At 32.8% G+C, this 18,799-nt stretch carries 21 protein-coding genes and 2 pseudogenes; 4 read left to right on the top strand and 19 right to left on the bottom strand.

Annotated elements, in window-relative coordinates:
* Window positions 1-52: 52 nt before the first annotated feature.
* On the bottom strand, window positions 53-1,522 hold the full coding sequence (locus MKX37_RS12015) for an aminoacyl-histidine dipeptidase (RefSeq protein ID WP_016126945.1): 1,470 nt from the start codon (window positions 1,520-1,522) through the stop codon (window positions 53-55).
* 251 nt (window positions 1,523-1,773) lie between these two features.
* On the opposite strand from MKX37_RS12015, the gene MKX37_RS12010 reads away from it, so the two are divergent.
* Window positions 1,774-2,163, top strand: a complete 390-nt coding sequence (locus tag MKX37_RS12010) for a YxeA family protein (protein WP_033733970.1) — start codon at window positions 1,774-1,776, stop codon at window positions 2,161-2,163.
* Window positions 2,164-2,183: 20 nt separating this feature from the next.
* Here the strand turns inward: MKX37_RS12010 and spoIISB are convergent, their stop codons facing one another.
* The 5 genes from spoIISB to MKX37_RS11985 all read right to left on the bottom strand — a co-directional run bounded on the left by spoIISB (window position 2,184) and on the right by MKX37_RS11985 (window position 5,120).
* The gene (spoIISB, locus tag MKX37_RS12005) at window positions 2,184-2,360 is read right to left on the bottom strand and encodes a stage II sporulation protein SB (protein WP_003189253.1); all 177 of its coding nucleotides are present in this window, start codon (window positions 2,358-2,360) and stop codon (window positions 2,184-2,186) included.
* 75 nt (window positions 2,361-2,435) lie between these two features.
* A complete protein-coding gene (locus MKX37_RS12000; RefSeq protein WP_000588712.1) occupies window positions 2,436-2,561 on the bottom strand; it encodes a hypothetical protein in 126 nt (41 codons plus the stop codon).
* 112 nt (window positions 2,562-2,673) lie between these two features.
* Window positions 2,674-3,414, bottom strand: coding sequence for a type II toxin-antitoxin system SpoIISA family toxin (locus tag MKX37_RS11995; RefSeq protein ID WP_002017051.1), 741 nt, complete (start codon window positions 3,412-3,414; stop codon window positions 2,674-2,676).
* Window positions 3,415-3,752: 338 nt separating this feature from the next.
* Entirely contained in the window at window positions 3,753-4,490 is a 738-nt protein-coding gene (gene gpmA, locus MKX37_RS11990) for a 2,3-diphosphoglycerate-dependent phosphoglycerate mutase (RefSeq protein WP_002032137.1), read from the bottom strand.
* A gap of 153 nt (window positions 4,491-4,643) precedes the next feature.
* Window positions 4,644-5,120 (bottom strand): MarR family winged helix-turn-helix transcriptional regulator, encoded by a 477-nt coding sequence (locus tag MKX37_RS11985; protein WP_002017049.1) that lies wholly within the window; start codon window positions 5,118-5,120, stop codon window positions 4,644-4,646.
* A 273-nt stretch (window positions 5,121-5,393) separates the two neighbouring features.
* Between MKX37_RS11985 and MKX37_RS11980 the strand changes: the two genes are divergently transcribed.
* On the top strand, window positions 5,394-6,026 hold the full coding sequence (locus MKX37_RS11980; RefSeq protein WP_078422566.1) for a type 1 glutamine amidotransferase family protein: 633 nt from the start codon (window positions 5,394-5,396) through the stop codon (window positions 6,024-6,026).
* A gap of 176 nt (window positions 6,027-6,202) precedes the next feature.
* Here the strand turns inward: MKX37_RS11980 and MKX37_RS11975 are convergent, their stop codons facing one another.
* The 12 genes and pseudogenes from MKX37_RS11975 to MKX37_RS11920 form a co-directional block, all read right to left on the bottom strand.
* The gene (locus MKX37_RS11975) at window positions 6,203-6,616 is read right to left on the bottom strand and encodes a VOC family protein (protein ID WP_002012925.1); all 414 of its coding nucleotides are present in this window, start codon (window positions 6,614-6,616) and stop codon (window positions 6,203-6,205) included.
* A gap of 118 nt (window positions 6,617-6,734) precedes the next feature.
* Entirely contained in the window at window positions 6,735-7,445 is a 711-nt protein-coding gene (locus tag MKX37_RS11970; RefSeq protein ID WP_002127421.1) for a class I SAM-dependent methyltransferase, read from the bottom strand.
* Between the two features lie 105 nt (window positions 7,446-7,550).
* Window positions 7,551-8,312, bottom strand: coding sequence for an ABC transporter ATP-binding protein (locus MKX37_RS11965; RefSeq protein WP_002127420.1), 762 nt, complete (start codon window positions 8,310-8,312; stop codon window positions 7,551-7,553).
* Between the two features lie 12 nt (window positions 8,313-8,324).
* A complete protein-coding gene (locus MKX37_RS11960; RefSeq protein WP_341088956.1) occupies window positions 8,325-10,664 on the bottom strand; it encodes an ABC transporter permease in 2,340 nt (779 codons plus the stop codon).
* Window positions 10,665-10,670: 6 nt separating this feature from the next.
* Window positions 10,671-11,933, bottom strand: a complete 1,263-nt coding sequence (locus tag MKX37_RS11955; protein WP_248083051.1) for an MFS transporter — start codon at window positions 11,931-11,933, stop codon at window positions 10,671-10,673.
* 46 nt (window positions 11,934-11,979) lie between these two features.
* Window positions 11,980-12,615 (bottom strand): TetR/AcrR family transcriptional regulator, encoded by a 636-nt coding sequence (locus tag MKX37_RS11950; protein ID WP_002032119.1) that lies wholly within the window; start codon window positions 12,613-12,615, stop codon window positions 11,980-11,982.
* A 251-nt stretch (window positions 12,616-12,866) separates the two neighbouring features.
* Window positions 12,867-14,219: a DEAD/DEAH box helicase gene (locus tag MKX37_RS11945; protein WP_002012917.1), complete on the bottom strand. Its 1,353-nt coding sequence runs from the start codon at window positions 14,217-14,219 to the stop codon at window positions 12,867-12,869.
* A 73-nt stretch (window positions 14,220-14,292) separates the two neighbouring features.
* The gene (locus MKX37_RS11940; RefSeq protein ID WP_002127415.1) at window positions 14,293-14,562 is read right to left on the bottom strand and encodes a hypothetical protein; all 270 of its coding nucleotides are present in this window, start codon (window positions 14,560-14,562) and stop codon (window positions 14,293-14,295) included.
* Between the two features lie 423 nt (window positions 14,563-14,985).
* Window positions 14,986-15,187 (bottom strand): annotated as a pseudogene (locus MKX37_RS11935) (N-acetylmuramoyl-L-alanine amidase); the annotation flags it as partial.
* Between the two features lie 66 nt (window positions 15,188-15,253).
* Window positions 15,254-16,009, bottom strand: coding sequence for an exosporium leader peptide-containing protein (locus MKX37_RS11930; RefSeq protein WP_341089482.1), 756 nt, complete (start codon window positions 16,007-16,009; stop codon window positions 15,254-15,256).
* Between the two features lie 42 nt (window positions 16,010-16,051).
* Window positions 16,052-17,060 (bottom strand): annotated as a pseudogene (locus tag MKX37_RS11925) (N-acetylmuramoyl-L-alanine amidase); the annotation flags it as partial.
* The gene (locus MKX37_RS11920) at window positions 17,014-17,268 is read right to left on the bottom strand and encodes a hypothetical protein (protein ID WP_002127412.1); all 255 of its coding nucleotides are present in this window, start codon (window positions 17,266-17,268) and stop codon (window positions 17,014-17,016) included. The gene MKX37_RS11920 and the pseudogene MKX37_RS11925, both read right to left, overlap by 47 nt.
* 217 nt (window positions 17,269-17,485) lie before the next feature.
* Between MKX37_RS11920 and MKX37_RS11915 the strand changes: the two genes are divergently transcribed.
* Window positions 17,486-17,815 (top strand): YkvA family protein, encoded by a 330-nt coding sequence (locus tag MKX37_RS11915; protein ID WP_002127411.1) that lies wholly within the window; start codon window positions 17,486-17,488, stop codon window positions 17,813-17,815.
* A 247-nt stretch (window positions 17,816-18,062) separates the two neighbouring features.
* On the opposite strand, the gene MKX37_RS11910 is transcribed toward MKX37_RS11915, so the two are convergent.
* Window positions 18,063-18,275 (bottom strand): hypothetical protein, encoded by a 213-nt coding sequence (locus tag MKX37_RS11910; RefSeq protein WP_000416118.1) that lies wholly within the window; start codon window positions 18,273-18,275, stop codon window positions 18,063-18,065.
* A 343-nt stretch (window positions 18,276-18,618) separates the two neighbouring features.
* Here MKX37_RS11910 and MKX37_RS11905 point away from each other — a divergent pair, with 343 nt between their 5' ends.
* Complete coding sequence (locus MKX37_RS11905; protein ID WP_002127410.1) at window positions 18,619-18,756, top strand: DUF3956 domain-containing protein; 138 nt, start codon at window positions 18,619-18,621, stop codon at window positions 18,754-18,756.
* The last annotated feature ends 43 nt before the right edge of the window (window positions 18,757-18,799 follow it).

The raw sequence follows: 18,799 nt of genomic DNA, 5'->3' as shown, positions 1-18,799 counted from the left end.
CTATACAAAAAAGCAACCTATAAATTTAGGCTGCTTTTTATTCCGTCTTTTATTACTTAGCTAATTCTTTCGTTCCCTGCATTACATCAACGAAAAATCCCCAGTTATTCACAACAGAAGAAATACTAATATGTTCATCTGGAGTGTGAACATTAAAGATATCTGGACCGAATGAAATAGCATCTAACTCAGGCATTTTTTGAACAAATACACTGCACTCAATTCCTGCATGTACTGCGAAGATTTCAGCATCTTTGCTGTATTTTTCTTGGTGCACTTTTTCGAATAAATTACGGATAGGCGAATTAGGATTATATGGCCACTCTGGATATTCAGACTCTTTTTCAAATGTTGCCCCTACTAATTCCGCAATATACTTAATTTCCTCTACAATATGTTGTTTTAAGCTACTTACAGAACTTCTCACTTCGCTTCGTAATTTAATCTCATCTTGCAGTGTTTGAATAACTCCTAAATTAGTTGAGCTTTCTACAAGACCTTTAATATCCATGCTCATACTTTGTATACCATTTGGAATTAAGAATAATGAAGAAATAAGCTGTTTTTGTGTTTCTTTAGAAAAGACTTTTCCCGCCTTTTCTTCTACTTTTGTAAGTGAAACATGAACATCCGGATCAACAGCACGTAGCTCTTCTTGTAACATACGTGTCCATGATTTTAGTTTTTCTTCTACTTGCTGTACATCTTCTGCACGTAATAAAATTGTAGCTACACTTTCACGCGGAATTGCATTTGTTTTTAAGCCGCCATGAACTTCACTCATATTAAACTGAATGTGAAGTGATAAATCACGTAAAACTCGTCCTAATACTTTATTCGCATTACCGCGTTGTTTATCAATTTCCAAACCAGAATGTCCACCTTTAAGTCCCCCAACATATAGTCGGTATGTGTCCATATCTACTGACGCTTCATCCCAAATCACTGAAATCGTTTCAACTGCTTTCGCACCACCTGCGCTACTCACTAGTAATTTATGATCTTCTTCAGAATCAATATTAATAAATATTTTTCCATCAAAATGATTTGAATCAACAGCGAATGCACCGCCCATTGTCGTTTCTTCTTCAGTTGTAATAACAACTTCTAAAGCTGGATGCGGGATGTCTGTTGAATCTAATAATGCTAATGCATATGCAACGGCAATACCATTATCAGCACCTAAAGTAGTTTCGTTTGCATATAACATATCTCCAATAATTCTTAATTCAATTGGATCTTTCTCAAAATCATGAACTGTCGCTTGGTTTTTTTCACACACCATATCAGAGTGCCCCTGAATGATAATAGCTGGAACATTCTCATAACCAGAAGTAGCTTCTTTTTTTATAATGACATTTAACGCTTCGTCTTGAATAACTTCTAAATTACGTTCCTTTGCGAAACTCACTAAGTAATCACTAATTTCTTTTTCATTACCTGATCCTCTAGGAATCTTTGAAATTTCTGCAAAATGATAAAATACAGGGTGCTTTGTTAATTGTTCTAAAGTAGAATACATTTTTAAGCTCCTCTCCAATTGACAAAATAATATGTACGTCCTTTATTATTATACCATGATTCATTATTTTACTTTTATTTTAAGATTTCAAAAATTCATTATAACCTATTCATTCCATCCTCATATTTTTTAATTTAGTGTAAATAAGCTATACTCTTACAAGATTGTAAGAGTGCTGTAATCAAAATCGATTTTTCTATTTAAAAAATAACCGCATACTTTAAATACATAATTTAAAGGAGATAATGAAAATGAAAAAATTTTTATCTGTTATTACACTAAGTTTATTATTTTGCAACTTAACTATCGGGTGCGAAAGAGCTTCTCTAAATAGAATCGGTAAGGATGTATATTACGTACAGATAAAAGGTGAAGGGTTTATTGAAAAGATAGAAGGTAGAAACTTACGGAACTACACATTGCCGGCATATGATGAAGATGGAGTAAGAAAACAAATTACATTTAGAAGTAAAAAACAATCAAACGATCAAAAATTAAATGAAAAGGCATTTTTGTGCATTTATGTAGACCAAGAAAATAAAGATAAAAATGAAATATCATCGATTGAAGTAAAATCCTATGAAGAAATTCAAAAAGCGGATTTACCTTTAAAAGTAAAAGAAAAGTTTAATGCAAAATAAAAAAATCCAGGAAAATGCTCTTATGCATTTTCCTGGATTTTTTTCACTCGAGCATATTTCGAACTATTACTATCCATAAGTTTTTCTAAACGATTTATATTTTCTGTTAATGCACCTTTCACAAGAGAGAAATCTGTATTTGATTCTTCTTTTTTAGTTTTAAAAAACGAAGATTTTTGAGCATTTACTTCTGCCATCTCTTCTCCCCCTTTTCAAAAAGATACAACCTTTTATTTATATTATATAGCAAATGCAGACAGAGTGTACACGTATCATTTTCTTTTTAATTCTTCTTCTAACTCTTCTACTTGCTGCAAAGTATCTCCTTTTATTAAAGAGAAATCTGTTGTATCTTCATTATCTTCTTTAAAAAAATCATTGTCATAATCTTTTATCACTACAATCACCTCTACGTGCTAGTGTAGGAATGATTGTCCAATTTTATACAAGCTTGTCTGAATTTGTTCTCCCTTTATGTATAGGTGAAAAGGACAGAAAAAGATTCTGTCCTTATTTACTAAAATAACTATGATGAATTGTTAAATTATATACATTTTCAAAATCTCGATCTTGAAGGTTATTTTTCTTCCCATCAATAACAATGAAAACATCACTAACTATTTTTGCTGGTATAATTCCGACATTTTCTACTTGCACCGCTTTCTGCTCATTCAATTGCTCGATGTGTTCTAATGGAACAATAATACTAAATTGAGAGCGGATACCACGAAAGTTTGTATTTAATTCCTTCACCGCTTCAAATACAACAATTTTCGCACCAATCTTTTCCCCATATGAATCTAAAAATGTGTTTAAGCTTTTTGTATATTCCTCTTCCGTATGCCATTCCATTGTCCCAAAGGCTGTTGGATTCACATTTTGAATAATTGTCGTATATATTTCTCCTCTTGCTTTTGAAGCAATTAATGACCTTTTAATTGATTGGACCGTCTTTCCAATATCGCTGAATTTTGCGCCCCATATTTCTGAAATATTTGGTGTCAAAATGAATGCAATATCAACGAAAATTACCATCGCAGTAAACATTAAAAGATTTTTCCAGAGGGTTAAATCTATTCCTTTTATCATGAAATAAACTGTGACTGATGTTATGAACAAACCGTACCACGTTTTTCGAATTCGTTGTTTCTTCTCCTCGTACAACTCTTCATTTCTCCAATAAAAGAAAACAAGAACAATAAAGACGATTGCTAAAATAAATAAGCCAATTCGAATGTTAGAGATCGTCAATCACATCACCCTCCATTCCAAAACTACTCACGATACCATTACATGCACAAACAGCTCTCTTTATGACAAAAGACGTGGACAACCTTCTAAAGTTAGCACCATCGCATATACATTAGAAGCAGGCCACGTCTTTTATCCCGCATTAACGGGCAGTAAGACCCCCCACCTCAAAATTCAGCGAAAGCAAAGACGTTAGGTGAGGGATCAACTGCCCATAAAAGCCCGATTGGTGAAGGCTAATAATCAGTGCGGGATGAACACCCTCCACTGATTAAAGTTTCACTTTATCATGAATCTACATTGTATATGTAGACAAGCATGCGTTTCAAATTTTCATGTTAAAAAGAAATATGTTTCGGAATTTCCCCTTCAGGTACTTCTCCATCCATACTTAAGTAATAATGACGAATCGGACGTAATTTTTCATCTAACTCATAAACAAGCGGAATGCTAGTTGGAATATTTAATGAAACCACACCATCACTTGAAAGATTGTCTAAGTATTTCACTAGCGAACGAATTGTATTACCGTGCGATGAAATAATTACTTTCTCACCACTTTTTAATGACGGTGCAATTTCTGAATGCCAATAATCAACTACTCTTTTCTCCGTATCCTCTAAACATTCAGTCAATGGGAATTCATCTTTTTTTAACGTTTTATATCTTGGATTGTTCGCCTCATATCGAGGATCATCTTCAGTAAGTGCAGGCGGTCTCACATCTATACTTCTTCTCCAAATATGAACTTGTTCATCTCCATATTTTTTTGCAGTTTCGTCTTTATTCAATCCTTGTAGTGCACCATAATGGCGTTCATTCAACTTCCATGAGTTATGTATAGGGACCCAAGTGAGATCCATTTCATGCAGTACAATCCATAATGTACGAATTGCTCGTTTTAGTACCGAGGTATACGCAACATCAAATGTATATCCATTCTTTTTTAATATTGTTCCTGCTTCTCTCGCTTCACTTAATCCATTCTTTGATAAATCCACATCTGTCCATCCTGTAAATCGATTTTCAAGATTCCACAAACTTTGTCCGTGACGAATGAGTACAAGTTTTATCATTATAATTCCCCTCTCGGAAATATGAATTTTAAAATTTCAATACGTACACGTATAAAGTTTTTGGCAATGTGAATTTTTTATCCATAGTTGCCAAATATACAGATAAAAATTTATGATTTTTCAAACTACAAAACAAGATACTGTTTCTATCTTTTATTCTACTGGTATTTCACGCTTAGACGTCCATGCATCAAATCCTGAACGGCTATTTGCCATTTCATTCATAACTTGATGCCAATTTTCTTCACATGATTCGCCAAACTGTGAGAAAATAGCTCCCATTTGTTCTCTTTGAACATCGCTCAGTTTTTTCTCTAAGTCTGTTCCTTCTTCTGTTAAAGACAGCTGTTTCACACGACGATCATGTGCAGCTTCATTACTCTCAATAAGTCCTTTATCTAACAGTTGGCGCAACGGTCCGTGAAGAGCTTGTTTACTTATTTCTAAAAGTGATAGCAGCTCATTTACACTAAGCCCTGGAAAACGAGCGATAAAAAACAGAATTCTATGATGTACACGCTGTATACTATACTCTTTTATTATTTCATCTGGTTTTTCTGTAAAAGTTTTATATGCAAAGTAAAATAATGCTAATGCCTCATTCATTTGCTCTTCTTTATGTTGTGTCATCTACTTTCCCCCTGTATGTAAATTATACCACAACTCAATTATGAATAATTAAATTGGTATATTGAGCCTAATTTCTTCATTCTAAAACCAACAAATTTCAACTATTATATTTTTGAAGGTTGTTTAATTCGTAAACCATACCTTCAAATAAAGTATCCAAATTATTTTTTAAAGAATTCTTAAGGAAATAGGTTAAATTCAAATGATAAATATTGTAAAATTTATTTATTAATATTTTTTTGAAAAACTCAATTGTGATTGGAGTGTTATTGTATGCAAACAAAAAAAGTTTATCTTTATGTATTTAATACGATGTCAGACTGGGAATATGGACATTTAATTGCAGAACTAAACTCAGGAAGATATTTCAAAAAAGAGTTAGCCCCTTTAAAGGTAGTTACAGTAGGAGCTAATAATGAAATTATTACTACGATGGGAGGACTGAGCATAAATCCAGATATTTCCCTGGATGAATGTACTCTTGAGAGTAACAATCTTTTAGTTTTACCTGGAGGGACTACTTGGGGGGAAAGCATTCATCACCCTATCTTAAAAAAAATTGGTGAAGCGTTAAAACTCGGCACTATTGTTGCTGCCATTTGTGGTGCAACTGAGGGGTTAGCGAATTTTGGATACCTAGATTCTAGAAAACATACAAGCAATGATTTAGAATATATTAAAATGGTTTGTCCTAATTATAAAGGAGAACAACTTTATAAGATGGAACCTGCAGTATGTGATGAAAATTTGATTACTGCATCAGGAGTAGCTCCTCTGGAATTTGCAATGGAAGTATTGAAAAAAATTGATGTATTTGCACCAGATACGTTACATTCATGGTATAACCTAAATAAAACTTATAAGCCTGAATACTTCTTCCAGTTAATGAATTCAATTACTAGATAAGCTGAAAAATTAAATTAGCAGTTTTATATTATATAAAAAACTTAAAAAGCACCCCTAAAGTCGTTATAAATACAACCGATGACGGTTGTAAAACAAAAAATAAAAGGGATGATACATATTTATCTTGTATCATCCCTTTTATTTTTTATAACATTAATATCACCATATTATTTTAATTATTCATCTCCAGCAAGAGTTAACTGCCAAGACACACCATACTTATCATTTAACCAGCCAAACTTTTTACTAAACGGATATGAACCTAAAGGCATAAGAACTTTTCCATCTTGTGCTAGTTTATTAAAAACGGTTTCGATTTCCTCTTCCGTATCACAAGTTACATAAAGAGACATAGCTGGGGTGAATGTAAAATCATGCTTTACATAACTATCAATACACATGAACTCTTGTCCATTTAGCGTAAAAGTTGCATGAATTACAGTTCCCTCTTTACCTGGTCCATTCTCATCATAACGAGAGATACTTACAATTTCTGATTGATTAAATAGCGATGTGTAAAAATTCATCGCTTCCTCAGCTTTGCCCTCAAACATTAAAAACGTAGTGATTTTTTGATTTGTGTTACCCATTTAGAGACATCCCCTTGTTATGTATTTATGCAAAACATACATCGGACAATAAAACCGAACGTACATTCTCATAAGTGTATTGTCTATAAAAACGATGAGTTTGTCAATTATCTATGTTTTATTTCTTCTTAAATAATGCTGTCCAAAGAAATGATTCTCCAAACATATTATTTGGTTGTTCAATTTGCTTCATTTTTCTAATTTCAATTACTTCAAATTCTTTAAATATCTCTCTTAACTTTTCTTCTGAATATGCAAGACCACCTTGTAAACTCCATCCTCTATACACATCCCAGTCCGTTATTTCCGATCCATTTCGCTCATTCAAATCACCTGCTGCAAAACATGTTAATCCGAAATAACCACCCGATTTTAATGAGTTTTTAACTAGATCAACATAATTCATTCTTCTATGTGGTGGAATGTGATGCAAGCAACCGGAATCATATACAAAATCATATTCATCTTGAAAATCCAAATTAAAAATCGATTCACAAACAAATTGTATTTCTATTCCGTTTTCTAACGCCCTCTCTTTGGCCCAATTAATTCCTTCTATAGACAAATCTACGGCTGTTACATCAAACCCTTGTTTCGCTAAATAAATTGCATTTCTTCCTGGACCACATCCAAGCTCTAACACTTTCTCTTTTGAAATCCATTCTGTTTGTATATATGAAACTAAATTCTCATCTGGAACATTTGCAAAAAAAGGAACATCCTTTTCTCTATTCGTGTAAAATTCATTCCAAAATGGTACTGCGGGTCTTAATAATGAATCAAGCATTTTTAATATATCTTCTTGAGTGTGTAACGTTTCACTTTTCATTTATACCCCTCCATAATCAATAGTCAGAAAATTATTATATCTCTTTTTAAACTTTCAAACAAAGAAAAACTCCTATATTCAATAGGAGTCAAAAATGTTATCTCTTTAAAATCCAAGTACAGTTAACCATTTTAACAACTGCTCTTCTCGCACCTTCAAATCATCGTTTCTATACTTACCCATCTGTATTTCGCTAACAATTTCTCCGTCCACCATAAAAAGAACTCTTTCTGTTTTAGCTGCTACCTTTACGTCATGAGTAACTAGCAAAATTGTAGTTCCCATACGGTTTATATTTGCTAAAATATCCATTACTTCTTCTGTCGCTTTTAGATTCAAAGCACCCGTTGGTTCGTCAGCAAAAATAATATTAGGTTTATTTATGAGTGCTCTACAAATAGATACCCTTTGTAATTCTCCTCCTGATGCTTCAGTTATATTATTAGTTGCAATTTGACTAATTCCCGTTTTCTTCATCAATTCAAGTGCACGTTTATTTATTATTTTCCTGCTCTCAACTTTTGCTAAATACGCAGGCAAAACTATATTATCAAAAAGATTCAAATTTCTAAGAAGATTGCTCTGTTGAAAAATAAATCCCATTTCGCTGAGTCGTAATTTTGCTAACACTTCTTCTTTCATACATGTTATTTCTTTACTATCAACTTTCACACTTCCTGATGACATTTGATCCATTCCGCTAATATTATATAGTAACGTCGATTTCCCTGAACCAGAAGGTCCCATGACCGATATAAACTCTCCCTCATAAATCTCTAAATTTATATTTTTTAACATATGGCAAGTTTTATTTCCATCCATTGCGTATTTTTTATTTAATTGTTTTACTTCTAAAATTTTTTTCAAATTACACACCTCCTACTCCCCATTTAGCTTTAAATCATTTTTTTGTTTCACTGTAAAACTACTAAAAAGTGTTGCTACGGTCACAGATATAAATAAAATAGCTGGACATATTACATAAGAAATGATTGGATTAACAACAAACTTTATGTGAGCTGCTCCCATAAATGAACCTAACCAGCTTATTAGTGTTTCTCCAAACGTAGCAGCTATAAATGTCCCTGTTAAAATACCTACTAATACTATAGCAATAGAACGAGTAACATATTGTATACGAATATATTTGTAGGAAAAGCCGATACTTTTCATAATTAATATTTGCGAAGAATCTTTTACCAATAACATTTTAAAAAACATCGCAGTTATTAAAACCGATATCAATATAGCAATCAAAATTGCCACTTGTGTCACCAGTCTTAATTGTTTGATTGTCTCTCCTAAAGTTTGAGATAAATAATTATCCGTATCTGTTATTTTTGCAGAATTTAAATTTTGTTTATACTCCTTCACTTTTTCTTGTAGATTCACTTTGGGTTTCATATCTACATTTACTACGTACCATAATATATCTTCTTTATTGTAAGAAAAACTCGCTTTAGCTGTTTTTCCTCCATTCGTTACATCTTGATATATACCACTAATAGTTAGCATTTTCTCTTTTCCTTCTACAAATAAAACGATTTCATCCCCTATATTCTTTTTTAATTCATTTGCGTTCATATAAGAGAGAGCGATCTCATTTTCATTTTTTGGTGCCATACCTTTAACATATTCTATTGGAAATTGGGCGAAATCTCCCACTTCTACATTTAAATTTCCATTTGTACCATCAGCTTTCACCATTTTAAATGTACTCGTTACAAATGCTGCATATTTTTCTACCTCTTCATCGTTTCCGATATACGATATAACGTCATTAAACCGTTTTTCTATATTTTCAGATTGCTGTAAATCTATTCGCATATCACTCTTTCCTGTTCCCATATAATTAACAAATTGCGGTGACTGAATCGTGTACAAAAAGTTAACTGGTACAACAATCATGAACACTACAATAATTAAAACGATACTTAATACTCGATATAACTTAAATCGTTTCACTACATCTTGTATACCAATAAATATATTTACATTTGTAATTTTAGTTTGATAGAGAGAAAAAAATCTTCTAATCTTTCTTTTTCCTAGTTTATCTCTTGATCGTAAAGCGTCTATTGCTGTAATTCTCCTAAAATTCCGCAAAATGATGCGGCAAAAAAGGATAACGGCTAGAAATAACAATGTTGTGACTATCAATGGCACAAAATAATATATAATACTTTTATTAGCTGTCCCCATATAAAGTGTGATGTTAGAGGTAAATATTTTTGTAACAAATAACGAAAGGATATATCCACATATACATCCGATAGCAGAAATAACAACATATTTTGTTACATATAGTTTTTGAATATCTTTACTTTGAATGCCGATAGCTTTCATAACACCAATTTCCCGATAATCTTCTTCCATTGAAGTAATAATCGTAAATCTAATACATAAAATCGCGATTAGCATTAATAATGCACTTATTATGATAAGTACTGCAGCTATTATTCCATCTGTTAATGAATTGAGTGTTTTAAAGAGTGAATACGTAATAGAGGGACCTTTTTGAGGTAAGTTTGATGACTGGTATAAAGTTTCAAATTCATTTATTTTATTTAAATCTGTTAGCTGGAATTCAATAAGATATTCACTTTCTCCAAAATTCCCCTTTATTCTTTCGAAGTCTTCATCGCTTATTACAAATCGTTTTGAACTAACAAGTGATGGGTTCATTTGAACATCACGAACAAATGCCGAAATAGTAAATTCTAGCTCATTATTATTTTTAACAACCCAAATTTTATCTCCAATACGCAAATGATATTTTTGCATATAATAAATTGGTACACCTATTTCTCCTTTCCTAACATCGATCAATTCATTATTTAAATCTAATAAAAAGTCAAAAATAGTATTTTGCTTAACAAAGCTAATGTCCATTACACTATTATGTTCCGCTTGATTTTTCTTCTTTATAAAAATGTTAGATCCGCCTATTTGAACCATCTCTGCTGTTTGTTGTTTTTTTACAAAAGGAGTTTGTGCTACAAATGAATCAATTGACTTTTGGTTTATTTCTCCGGCATGCATTTGTACGAAGTGCGGTGCGTTTGATACTTTAAACAATTGATCCGTTGAGTTCAATAGATTTATAACGTTACTTGAAGCACTTGCGATTAAAAGACTTGATAACATGATAAACATAAATAGAATGGTAATTATCATTTTATTTTGAGAGAAATCTCTTTTTAACATTCTCCTAATCATATGGAGCTAGTTCCCTTCATTCCATAATATTTTCTTCGTCACTATCGCTATTATTATCATTATGAAACTAATAAATAATATAGGTAAATAAATTTTCATACTGAATCCTTCAAACATAAAACCATAAATGACTTGCCCAATTGGTGCCATACATTGAGATACCGCTGTTATAATTGCCATTACTTTTCCTAGGTTTTCATTTGGTGTTTTCTTTTGGACTACAGTAATCACATAGATGGATACAATTGTCACGATCATTGCAATTAGAATAGAAGAAAGTATAAAGAGGATAAATGGTGGATAGTATCCTAAATTAAGAATAACTGGCGTAACTGATAGTGCCATTGGTAGTACTAATAAAGCTATTAAAAGCATCCAGTAATACAATGTTTTCATCTGTAGCTTTTTCGCAAAAAAACCTATCGATAATGCACCTAAAATAGTAGCAAAATCGATCAATCCCATTCCAATTCCGTATAACGTGTCGCTACTTTCCATTGTTACTCGTATAATAATTGGAGCGCCAACAACAAATAGCGGTGTAAGTATTAAATTTAGTAATGCAGCTAAAAGCATAGATTTCAAAATAAATGGTTGTTTTAAAACATATATAAATCCTTCTTTCATATCCTTTACAATTGTCGGTATTATATGGCTTTCTCGCGCTCTTTTTATAAAAGGTATTTTAATAAACATTTCTAAAATCGCAGATAAAAAGAAAGCAAGACAACTTATTATTACGAGCATTTTCAAACCAATTATGCCGTACAGTATTCCTCCTAATACAGGAGCAACTATATTCGATAATGCTTGCACACCATTTACGATACCGTTCGCTTGCTCTAACTTATTCTCTGGAACTAATTGCGGAATACTCGCCATTACAACAGGTGAATACATTGCACTAACGACTGCTAGTAAAAACATAATTGTTCCAATTAATATAATAGATACAGGTCCAGTAAATAACAAAATTATAAAGCTTAATACAATCGCAGCGTTGATAAAATCAAAAATAACCATTAAATTACGGCGATTGAAACGATCTGCTATCGCTCCGCCAAGAGGGGCTAGCAAAAACGGAATACTCGTTACCGCATATAATCCTGCGAATATATCAGCACGCCCTGTTATATCTAGCACATATAATGACAGGGCAAAACGTAAAAGTGTTGAACCTAAAATAGTAATAATTTGTCCACTCACCATTAAGTGAAAATCTTTCATCGAAGACCTTATACTAGCTGACATCCTTATCACACCTTTCATTCGATTCAGACCGACTGTCGGTCGATAATATCCAAACAGAAAATTGCTATTTCTGTTTGATTAAAACCTCCACCATGTAATCAAAGGCTCCCTCTTTCGCTCCAACAGATGCTTCCATCATTTTGATATAAGCTTTAGCTCTCCTCATCATTTCTTCCGGCTTCCACTGGAATAAACCCTCATCAAATATGACTTGTGCTGAAGAGAGTAATAATTCAATCGTTTCTTGTGGGTATGGAGTAGAAAATATGCCTTCAGCGATTCCTTGTTCTAAAATCTCTGCTAAAACAGGAGATAAATGAATAATTGATTGTACTATACTTTTTTGATGCATTTCCGCATTATTTGGCTGATGAAATTGTTCAATCATTTTATCTTTTACATCTCCTGATTTTGGTGATTGTTCCATTAAAACTCGAAATAACTTATCCAAAACTGGGATATTAGGGTTAGAGACAATTGCTTTCGCTTTAGCAACATCCGCTTTAATAATCCTCATAATAATTTCATCCATTACTTCTTCTTTCGACTTAAAATAATGATAAAACGTCCCCTTTGCTATACCAATCTCTCTTAAAATGTCATTTACTGTAGTTTTCGTATACCCTTTTGTAACAAACAAACGTTCAGCAGTTTCTAAAATTTCATTTCTACGCTCCCCATATTCTTTTACGATCCTCATTCATGTACTCCTTCCTACGGACCGACTGTCGGTTTATTTAAAGTATATGTTTAGTATGTGAAAAGTTTCCTGTTATCGTACATATACAACAACCTACTTTATATTTCCTTTATGAATTTTAAATTATTTAATACGGTAAATGAAATTTCAAAGGTTGTTTTTATGCAATCACCCTTGTACTTATATCGACTTCGTTGTATAAAAACAAAAAGAGCCGCAACACTTTGCGACTCTTTTTGAATAATAACTATTTAACGGCCACGTCTTTGCTGACCTTGTTTTGTACTACTTTTCTTATTACTTGGCTTATTAAATGATCGATTGTTATCATTTCTCGAACTATTTCTTGAATCGTTTCTTGGACCACCTTTTGAACCACTTCTTGAACCTTCACGGCTATCTCTTTGACGATATTGACCTGATTTCTTTGGAGCCGGCTTTTGTACCGGTTTTCCATTTTCATCTACATTTTTTATCATCGGTTGTTCGATTATTTGTCTTTGTATTGGTGCACCAAGCGTTTTTTCAATTTCTTCTAAATGTTTTTCATCTTTCGCTGCAACGAACGTAATTGCAAGACCTGATCCACCTGCACGTCCTGTTCGGCCAATGCGGTGAATATAACTTTCTACATCTTCAGGGATATCAAAGTTAAATACGTGCGTTACACCATCTACATCAAGTCCACGAGCTGCTACATCAGTCGCAATTAAGTACTGAATTTTAGCTTCGCGGAAACTCTTCATGACTCTTTCACGTTTCGCTTGAGGTATATCACCATGAAGTTCAGCACAATTATAACCTAGTCCTTTTAAATTATCATACAGCTTACTTACTCTAACCTTTGTACGACAGAAAATAACTGCCAAAAATGGCTGATCACGATCCATAACAAAACGAAGTGCATCTGGCTTTGCACGATCTGTCGTCTCAATGACACGCTGCTCAATTGTATCTACCGTTACTTCTTCACTTTGTACTTGAATCATTTGCGGCTCTTCCATATAACGTTTCGCCAATTTTTTAATATCTTTTGGCATCGTTGCTGAGAATAACATCGTTTGTTTACTATCAGGTGTCTCATCTAAAATATCTTCAATATCATATAAGAATCCGAAATAAAGCATTTGATCCGCTTCATCTAGTACAATTGTTGAAAGATTACTTAAATCAATTGTTTCACGACGTATATGATCTAATAATCGTCCTGGTGTCGCAACAACTATATGTGTATTACCTTTTAATTTTCTTAATTGTTGTGCTACATCTTGTCCGCCATATATCGCTAGTACATTAATATCTTCTCTTTGAACAAGCATTTTTTTAATTTCAGTTGTAATTTGCAGTGCTAGTTCCCTTGTTGGTGCAACAATTAAAGCCTGAACATCACTAGACTCTGGATCGATTTTTTCTAAAATCGGTAACACGAATGCTAACGTTTTACCCGTTCCTGTTTTCGCCTGCCCAATAATATCTTTACCTGACATAATAACAGGAATTGCCTTCTCCTGAATCGGTGTTGCTTCTGTAATTCCATTTTCACGTAATGTATGATTAAAAGTTTCACTAATTCCTAATTCTAAAAAGTTTTTCAAATAGACCACTTCTTTTCCTTATTTTTCACATTAGCTTTCATTGTACCATTTGTTTCGCCAAATATGAAAAATAAAAAAATTCTTATCTTCTTTTTTTATATTCATCCTGTACTAGATGAACAAATTCTTTTTGTTTTTTCTCGGAATTTATTATTGCTTCCATATTTGTAGAATTCAAAATATACTTCTTGATTTTCCTATTACTCCAAATTAAACTTGTATACTTTGTATCTTCGTGTAACTTTCGAAACCACTCAAATTCGCTTAATTTGGCAATATGGTGTTTTAATTTCATGTCATTTCGAGGATAAAATAAAATAACATTTGCTATTACATCAAATAATGAGTCCAAGTTATTCCCTCCTATAACTTCTTTAATGAAGATATTAAAGGAATGTTAAAAATCATTGTTTCACCAATTCAAAATAAATTACACCAATATGTACATCAAGGAACTAAGTTCTACAATTTAATATGTAATACGAAAGCATTATATAACCTTCATTTTGATTTAGCATATGAGCTTATCTTTTAGAAAGAAGGTTTGCAATATAAAATGGAAAAATCCTAATAGTGCATTAGAGATATTTATTATTTTTCATTATAATTTTTATAGCCTTACCATATCAATTTGGGAATTTTGTACGTTTAGAAAACCATTTAGATACATTTAGCCATATATTGTACGCCAATAATATAGTAGTAAGAACTTTACAAATGAAGGATATAGAAAGAGTAAGGGGGCATGGTTAATTACTCATGAAGGTATAGTGTGTTAGATGAATAAATAGGCTTCATTTGCAACAACATAGTATGTTTTCCCTTTACTGCTGTGTGCTTTGTACTGTGGCGAACCATTGACACTCACTTTTGCATCAATCATAAATCCCTGCATCTACAGAACCAGCTCCATCTTTATATTTCCAAGATGGAGCATCCTAGAAACGTAGATTGTCCACTTTGAAAACAATACGTTTTCAAGGTGGACAAATAAACTGTGCTTTTCTTATCGAGTAGCAACAGATACTTCTGAAAGAAATAGACTACATCGTAATAGGGGTTATATTCACAGCTGTAATTTTACAAGTTGAAATTGCAAACCTAACGGTTGTAGTTGGATTTATAGGTAATGTCCCTAGTACTATCCCAAGTCCTGTTTGTTCCACGCTAAAATCTGCTGCAATAGAACCATTACTTGCTAAAAGACTTACTGTAGATCCGATAAACGCATCCAGTAATTGTCTAACTGGTCGTTCACGACATTCACACTCGCATCCTCCATCGGTAGGTGGAAGTAATATAATAGGTGGTCCTGGTGGTAAAAAACCTACCCCTGTTACATCAGATATATTGACCACAAAGGTTGTGGTGCCATCTGTAACTGTAACTAAAAAATCATTCACAGAAGTGATAGTAAATAGAAAGAAAAGCGGGGGCGTGTTGGGTGTGTCTGCAATAGTGCCAAGAATAACAGTTTCTCCAATAAGTTGTTGTAAAACGCTTTGCATAGGTAAAACACAGCAATCACAAAGACAACCTTCAGTTCCTCCTGTTGGGCCTGTCTCTCCTGTTGGACCCGTTACTCCTGTTGGACCCGTTACTCCTGTTGGACCCGTTACCCCCGTTGGACCCGTTACTCCTGTTGGACCCGTTACTCCCGTTGGGCCTGTCCCTCCTGTTGGACCTGTGGGTAAAGTAAATGGTGGGATTGGGGGAAGTGTAGGGCCAATTAAATTTGGATTTAATGCATTAGCTTGAAGTATCCCATTTATCTTTTGTATTTCATTTTTATCAAACATATAACTACCTCCTATGAGTGTACTATACTGTAGTAATACAGTTACAAATACATAAACTTCATTGATCGTAATATAATATGTTTTCCCTATACTATTGTGCGCCTTAAATTGTACTGAACCTTCCATATTTAACTTCCTAAAAATTGTAAACAGTTCACCTACATCTCCAAAACCATCCACGTCTTTATCCTGCCAAGATCGAGCATCATAGAAACGTAGAATATTAACTTTAGAAACAACACGCTTTCCTACAATAGAAGAATCTACTGTACTTTTCTTACTAAACTTCACATAGGATGGATTGTTCTTAATCCATTGCTCTCCACCAAGGTTTAACCAACCAGGCTTTTCGCCCCATTCAACATAAGCTTCTGATTTATTTAGTTGACGAATCTTAGAATAGCTTGTGTCTGGTCCTTTACGTAAATTAACGTTGTAGCCTTTAATATAAGCTATACCATCGGTTACAGCTGTTGGTACTTCTGTTGGTTTAGGTGGCTTTCAGGTACAGAAACATCCACACTAGAATTATTGTATGCGCGTTGTACATCAGCACGGGATTGAGCTCCTGATCCCCCATGAGATTTTAAATAATCAAGTTGATCTTCATGATCTGTACCGCCAAGGTATTTAATCACATCGTAGTGAATCCACAATCCTTTTCCTACAGATAACTTGTTATCTTTTAAGATTTCCGCTAAAAGTTTTACGTATTTTTCATATGAACGCTCGAGCTTTGTATGGTCTGCTGTTTCACATAACTCTACATGTACAAATCGTTTATTAGCAGCAGGTCCACCGCCATATGCAATGTATTTTATATTAGCGATTTGGATTGTTTCATCTCAATCAACAGCATATTGAACAAATGCGTTTCTTCATGTACGAGATTCATACTTTTGAATATTTCAGAAGTCGCTGTACTATGAGCTACTACGCCCTCATAAACACCTACGCCAAAACGATATGGTTGTTTTGGTAAATTAGGAATAAAAAACGTTCTATCAGCAAAAATACTTGTAGCAAATGAACCAGCAAGTACTAGAATCATAAGGAACGAGGTAATTAGCTATATTAAAACCAGCTAAAATTGGAATGAATGTAAGTGATTGATTATTTATATCCTTAATTCCTTTCAATATTATTGTTGTATTCGGATTCATATACGCTATAAACAATCTAATAATTATTGTCAAGATAGCTGATATTAAGAAATCAAAAGTTTTTTCTGCCTTCGTTGCAGAACGCAAATAATTCATTGAAACCTCTATCGGAAACTTATTTGCTTTCCAAAACAGATTTTCTCTTCATCCATCTCCATATTCGTATCCGCTTAACAAGCATTGTTTTATTTTGAACAGGTATTCGCTTATAAATATCGAAATATACAATAAGAAAAAACAATAAAATTGATTATTCTTTCGCTTCTTTGTCCATCCTTTTAAAAAATCTATTTTTTGGAAAAGGAGTGTTTATATGGAGAAACAGACACTTTGGAAAAAATTCAAAAAAAGCTCAGTAAACCTCGGTAAATCCAGCGTATATGAAAGTATTATTTTATTTTACACAATGAAAAAGAAAGAGTTACCTACTAAAGCGAAACTCATTATATTAGCCGCTTTATCCTATTACGTATTAACAATCGATTTCATTCCAGATATAGCTGCTATTATTGGGATTGGCTTATTAGATGATGTTTTAGCAATCGCTGTAGCGCATAAATATGTTATGCGACATGCGGATGCTGAAATTCGAGAGAAGAGCAAAGTAAAAATGGAGTCATTATTTACTTCAGCACACATTTAACGAAGAAAGATAGGCTCTTACTTGTCTTTTCTCACTGCCTAACCATCATCTATAGCTTTTAAACAAATGATTTGAACAGTGTTAATACAGAAAAAAGAACTAAAATAATCTTTTAGTTCTTTTTTGTCAACTCAATTTATTTTTGAACAATAGTTAAAAGAGCCTATTTTAATTTACCAACTAAAACAGGCTCTTTACTAATTTAAATTTACAAGATCATCATCATTTTACGCTATACTTTGCTACTTCAACAACATTTCTCTTTCATCGCTTTCATCATAGACATAGTAGTCTTCATCATTTCATCACATTCATTCATTTTCACCATCATTGCCTTATCCATTTCTACATCCATTTGCATCATGTTATTCATCATCATTTTCATACACTTCATTTCACACATCATTTTTTCCATAGACATCATCATGTTTGTTGTTTCTACCATCATAGTTTTTTCCATATTAACATCCCCCTAGAATTTTTATGTTACAAGTATAAAAATTCCTTTTCGTTTTTCTAAAACCTTCTTAGTTTACCTCATACAAATATTTATCAATATATTTCCCTCTCAATTCGTCATTGATTAACTTTATTTATTGTCACGCTGAAACGTAAATATAATAAAAAGCATCTTATTATAGATGCTTCCTTGTCTAACAATTAAATTATTAACACTATGAAACTCCATTTGTTTCGTAAACATAGGGTAAATCTATTATTTTTATAAAATTCATAAATCCAACTATAACGTATTACAGTTTCACTCATATACTGTAGTAGATCACTAGAAAGGAGGCGTATATATGGAAAGTTGTATTGTGTTCGTAAACGGCCAACCTTTTTTAGTACTCACAGTTGCTGGCATCGAAATTGCTAGATTGGAAATTACTCTTCAAGTAGCACTAGCTTTGAGAGTTCTCGGTATTCCAATCTGTGGGTAATTCATTTAAGTAAGTTTAAAAGAGAGCTTTCACTCTCTTTTAA

The organism is Bacillus sp. FSL R5-0709, assembly GCF_038004785.1.
Classification (GTDB): domain Bacteria; phylum Bacillota; class Bacilli; order Bacillales; family Bacillaceae_G; genus Bacillus_A; species Bacillus_A mycoides.
This window is presented reverse-complemented; position numbering and strand designations above follow the sequence as displayed.

Bases quoted from the DNA above. Each gene is read 5' to 3' on its own strand.
- MKX37_RS12015 (WP_016126945.1), bottom strand. From the start codon at position 1,522: ATGTATTCTACTTTAGAACAATTAACAAAGCACCCTGTATTTTATCAT.
- MKX37_RS12010 (WP_033733970.1), top strand. From the start codon at position 1,774: ATGAAAAAATTTTTATCTGTTATTACACTAAGTTTATTATTTTGCAAC.
- spoIISB (WP_003189253.1), bottom strand. From the start codon at position 2,360: ATGGCAGAAGTAAATGCTCAAAAATCTTCGTTTTTTAAAACTAAAAAA.
- gpmA (WP_002032137.1), bottom strand. From the start codon at position 4,490: ATGATAAAACTTGTACTCATTCGTCACGGACAAAGTTTGTGGAATCTT.
- MKX37_RS11985 (WP_002017049.1), bottom strand. From the start codon at position 5,120: ATGACACAACATAAAGAAGAGCAAATGAATGAGGCATTAGCATTATTT.
- MKX37_RS11980 (WP_078422566.1), top strand. From the start codon at position 5,394: ATGCAAACAAAAAAAGTTTATCTTTATGTATTTAATACGATGTCAGAC.
- MKX37_RS11975 (WP_002012925.1), bottom strand. From the start codon at position 6,616: ATGGGTAACACAAATCAAAAAATCACTACGTTTTTAATGTTTGAGGGC.
- MKX37_RS11970 (WP_002127421.1), bottom strand. From the start codon at position 7,445: ATGAAAAGTGAAACGTTACACACTCAAGAAGATATATTAAAAATGCTT.
- MKX37_RS11960 (WP_341088956.1), bottom strand. From the start codon at position 10,664: ATGATTAGGAGAATGTTAAAAAGAGATTTCTCTCAAAATAAAATGATA.
- MKX37_RS11955 (WP_248083051.1), bottom strand. From the start codon at position 11,933: ATGAAAGGTGTGATAAGGATGTCAGCTAGTATAAGGTCTTCGATGAAA.
- MKX37_RS11950 (WP_002032119.1), bottom strand. From the start codon at position 12,615: ATGAGGATCGTAAAAGAATATGGGGAGCGTAGAAATGAAATTTTAGAA.
- MKX37_RS11930 (WP_341089482.1), bottom strand. From the start codon at position 16,009: ATGTTTGATAAAAATGAAATACAAAAGATAAATGGGATACTTCAAGCT.
- MKX37_RS11920 (WP_002127412.1), bottom strand. From the start codon at position 17,268: ATGAATTATTTGCGTTCTGCAACGAAGGCAGAAAAAACTTTTGATTTC.
- MKX37_RS11915 (WP_002127411.1), top strand. From the start codon at position 17,486: ATGGAGAAACAGACACTTTGGAAAAAATTCAAAAAAAGCTCAGTAAAC.
- MKX37_RS11910 (WP_000416118.1), bottom strand. From the start codon at position 18,275: ATGGAAAAAACTATGATGGTAGAAACAACAAACATGATGATGTCTATG.
- MKX37_RS11905 (WP_002127410.1), top strand. From the start codon at position 18,619: ATGGAAAGTTGTATTGTGTTCGTAAACGGCCAACCTTTTTTAGTACTC.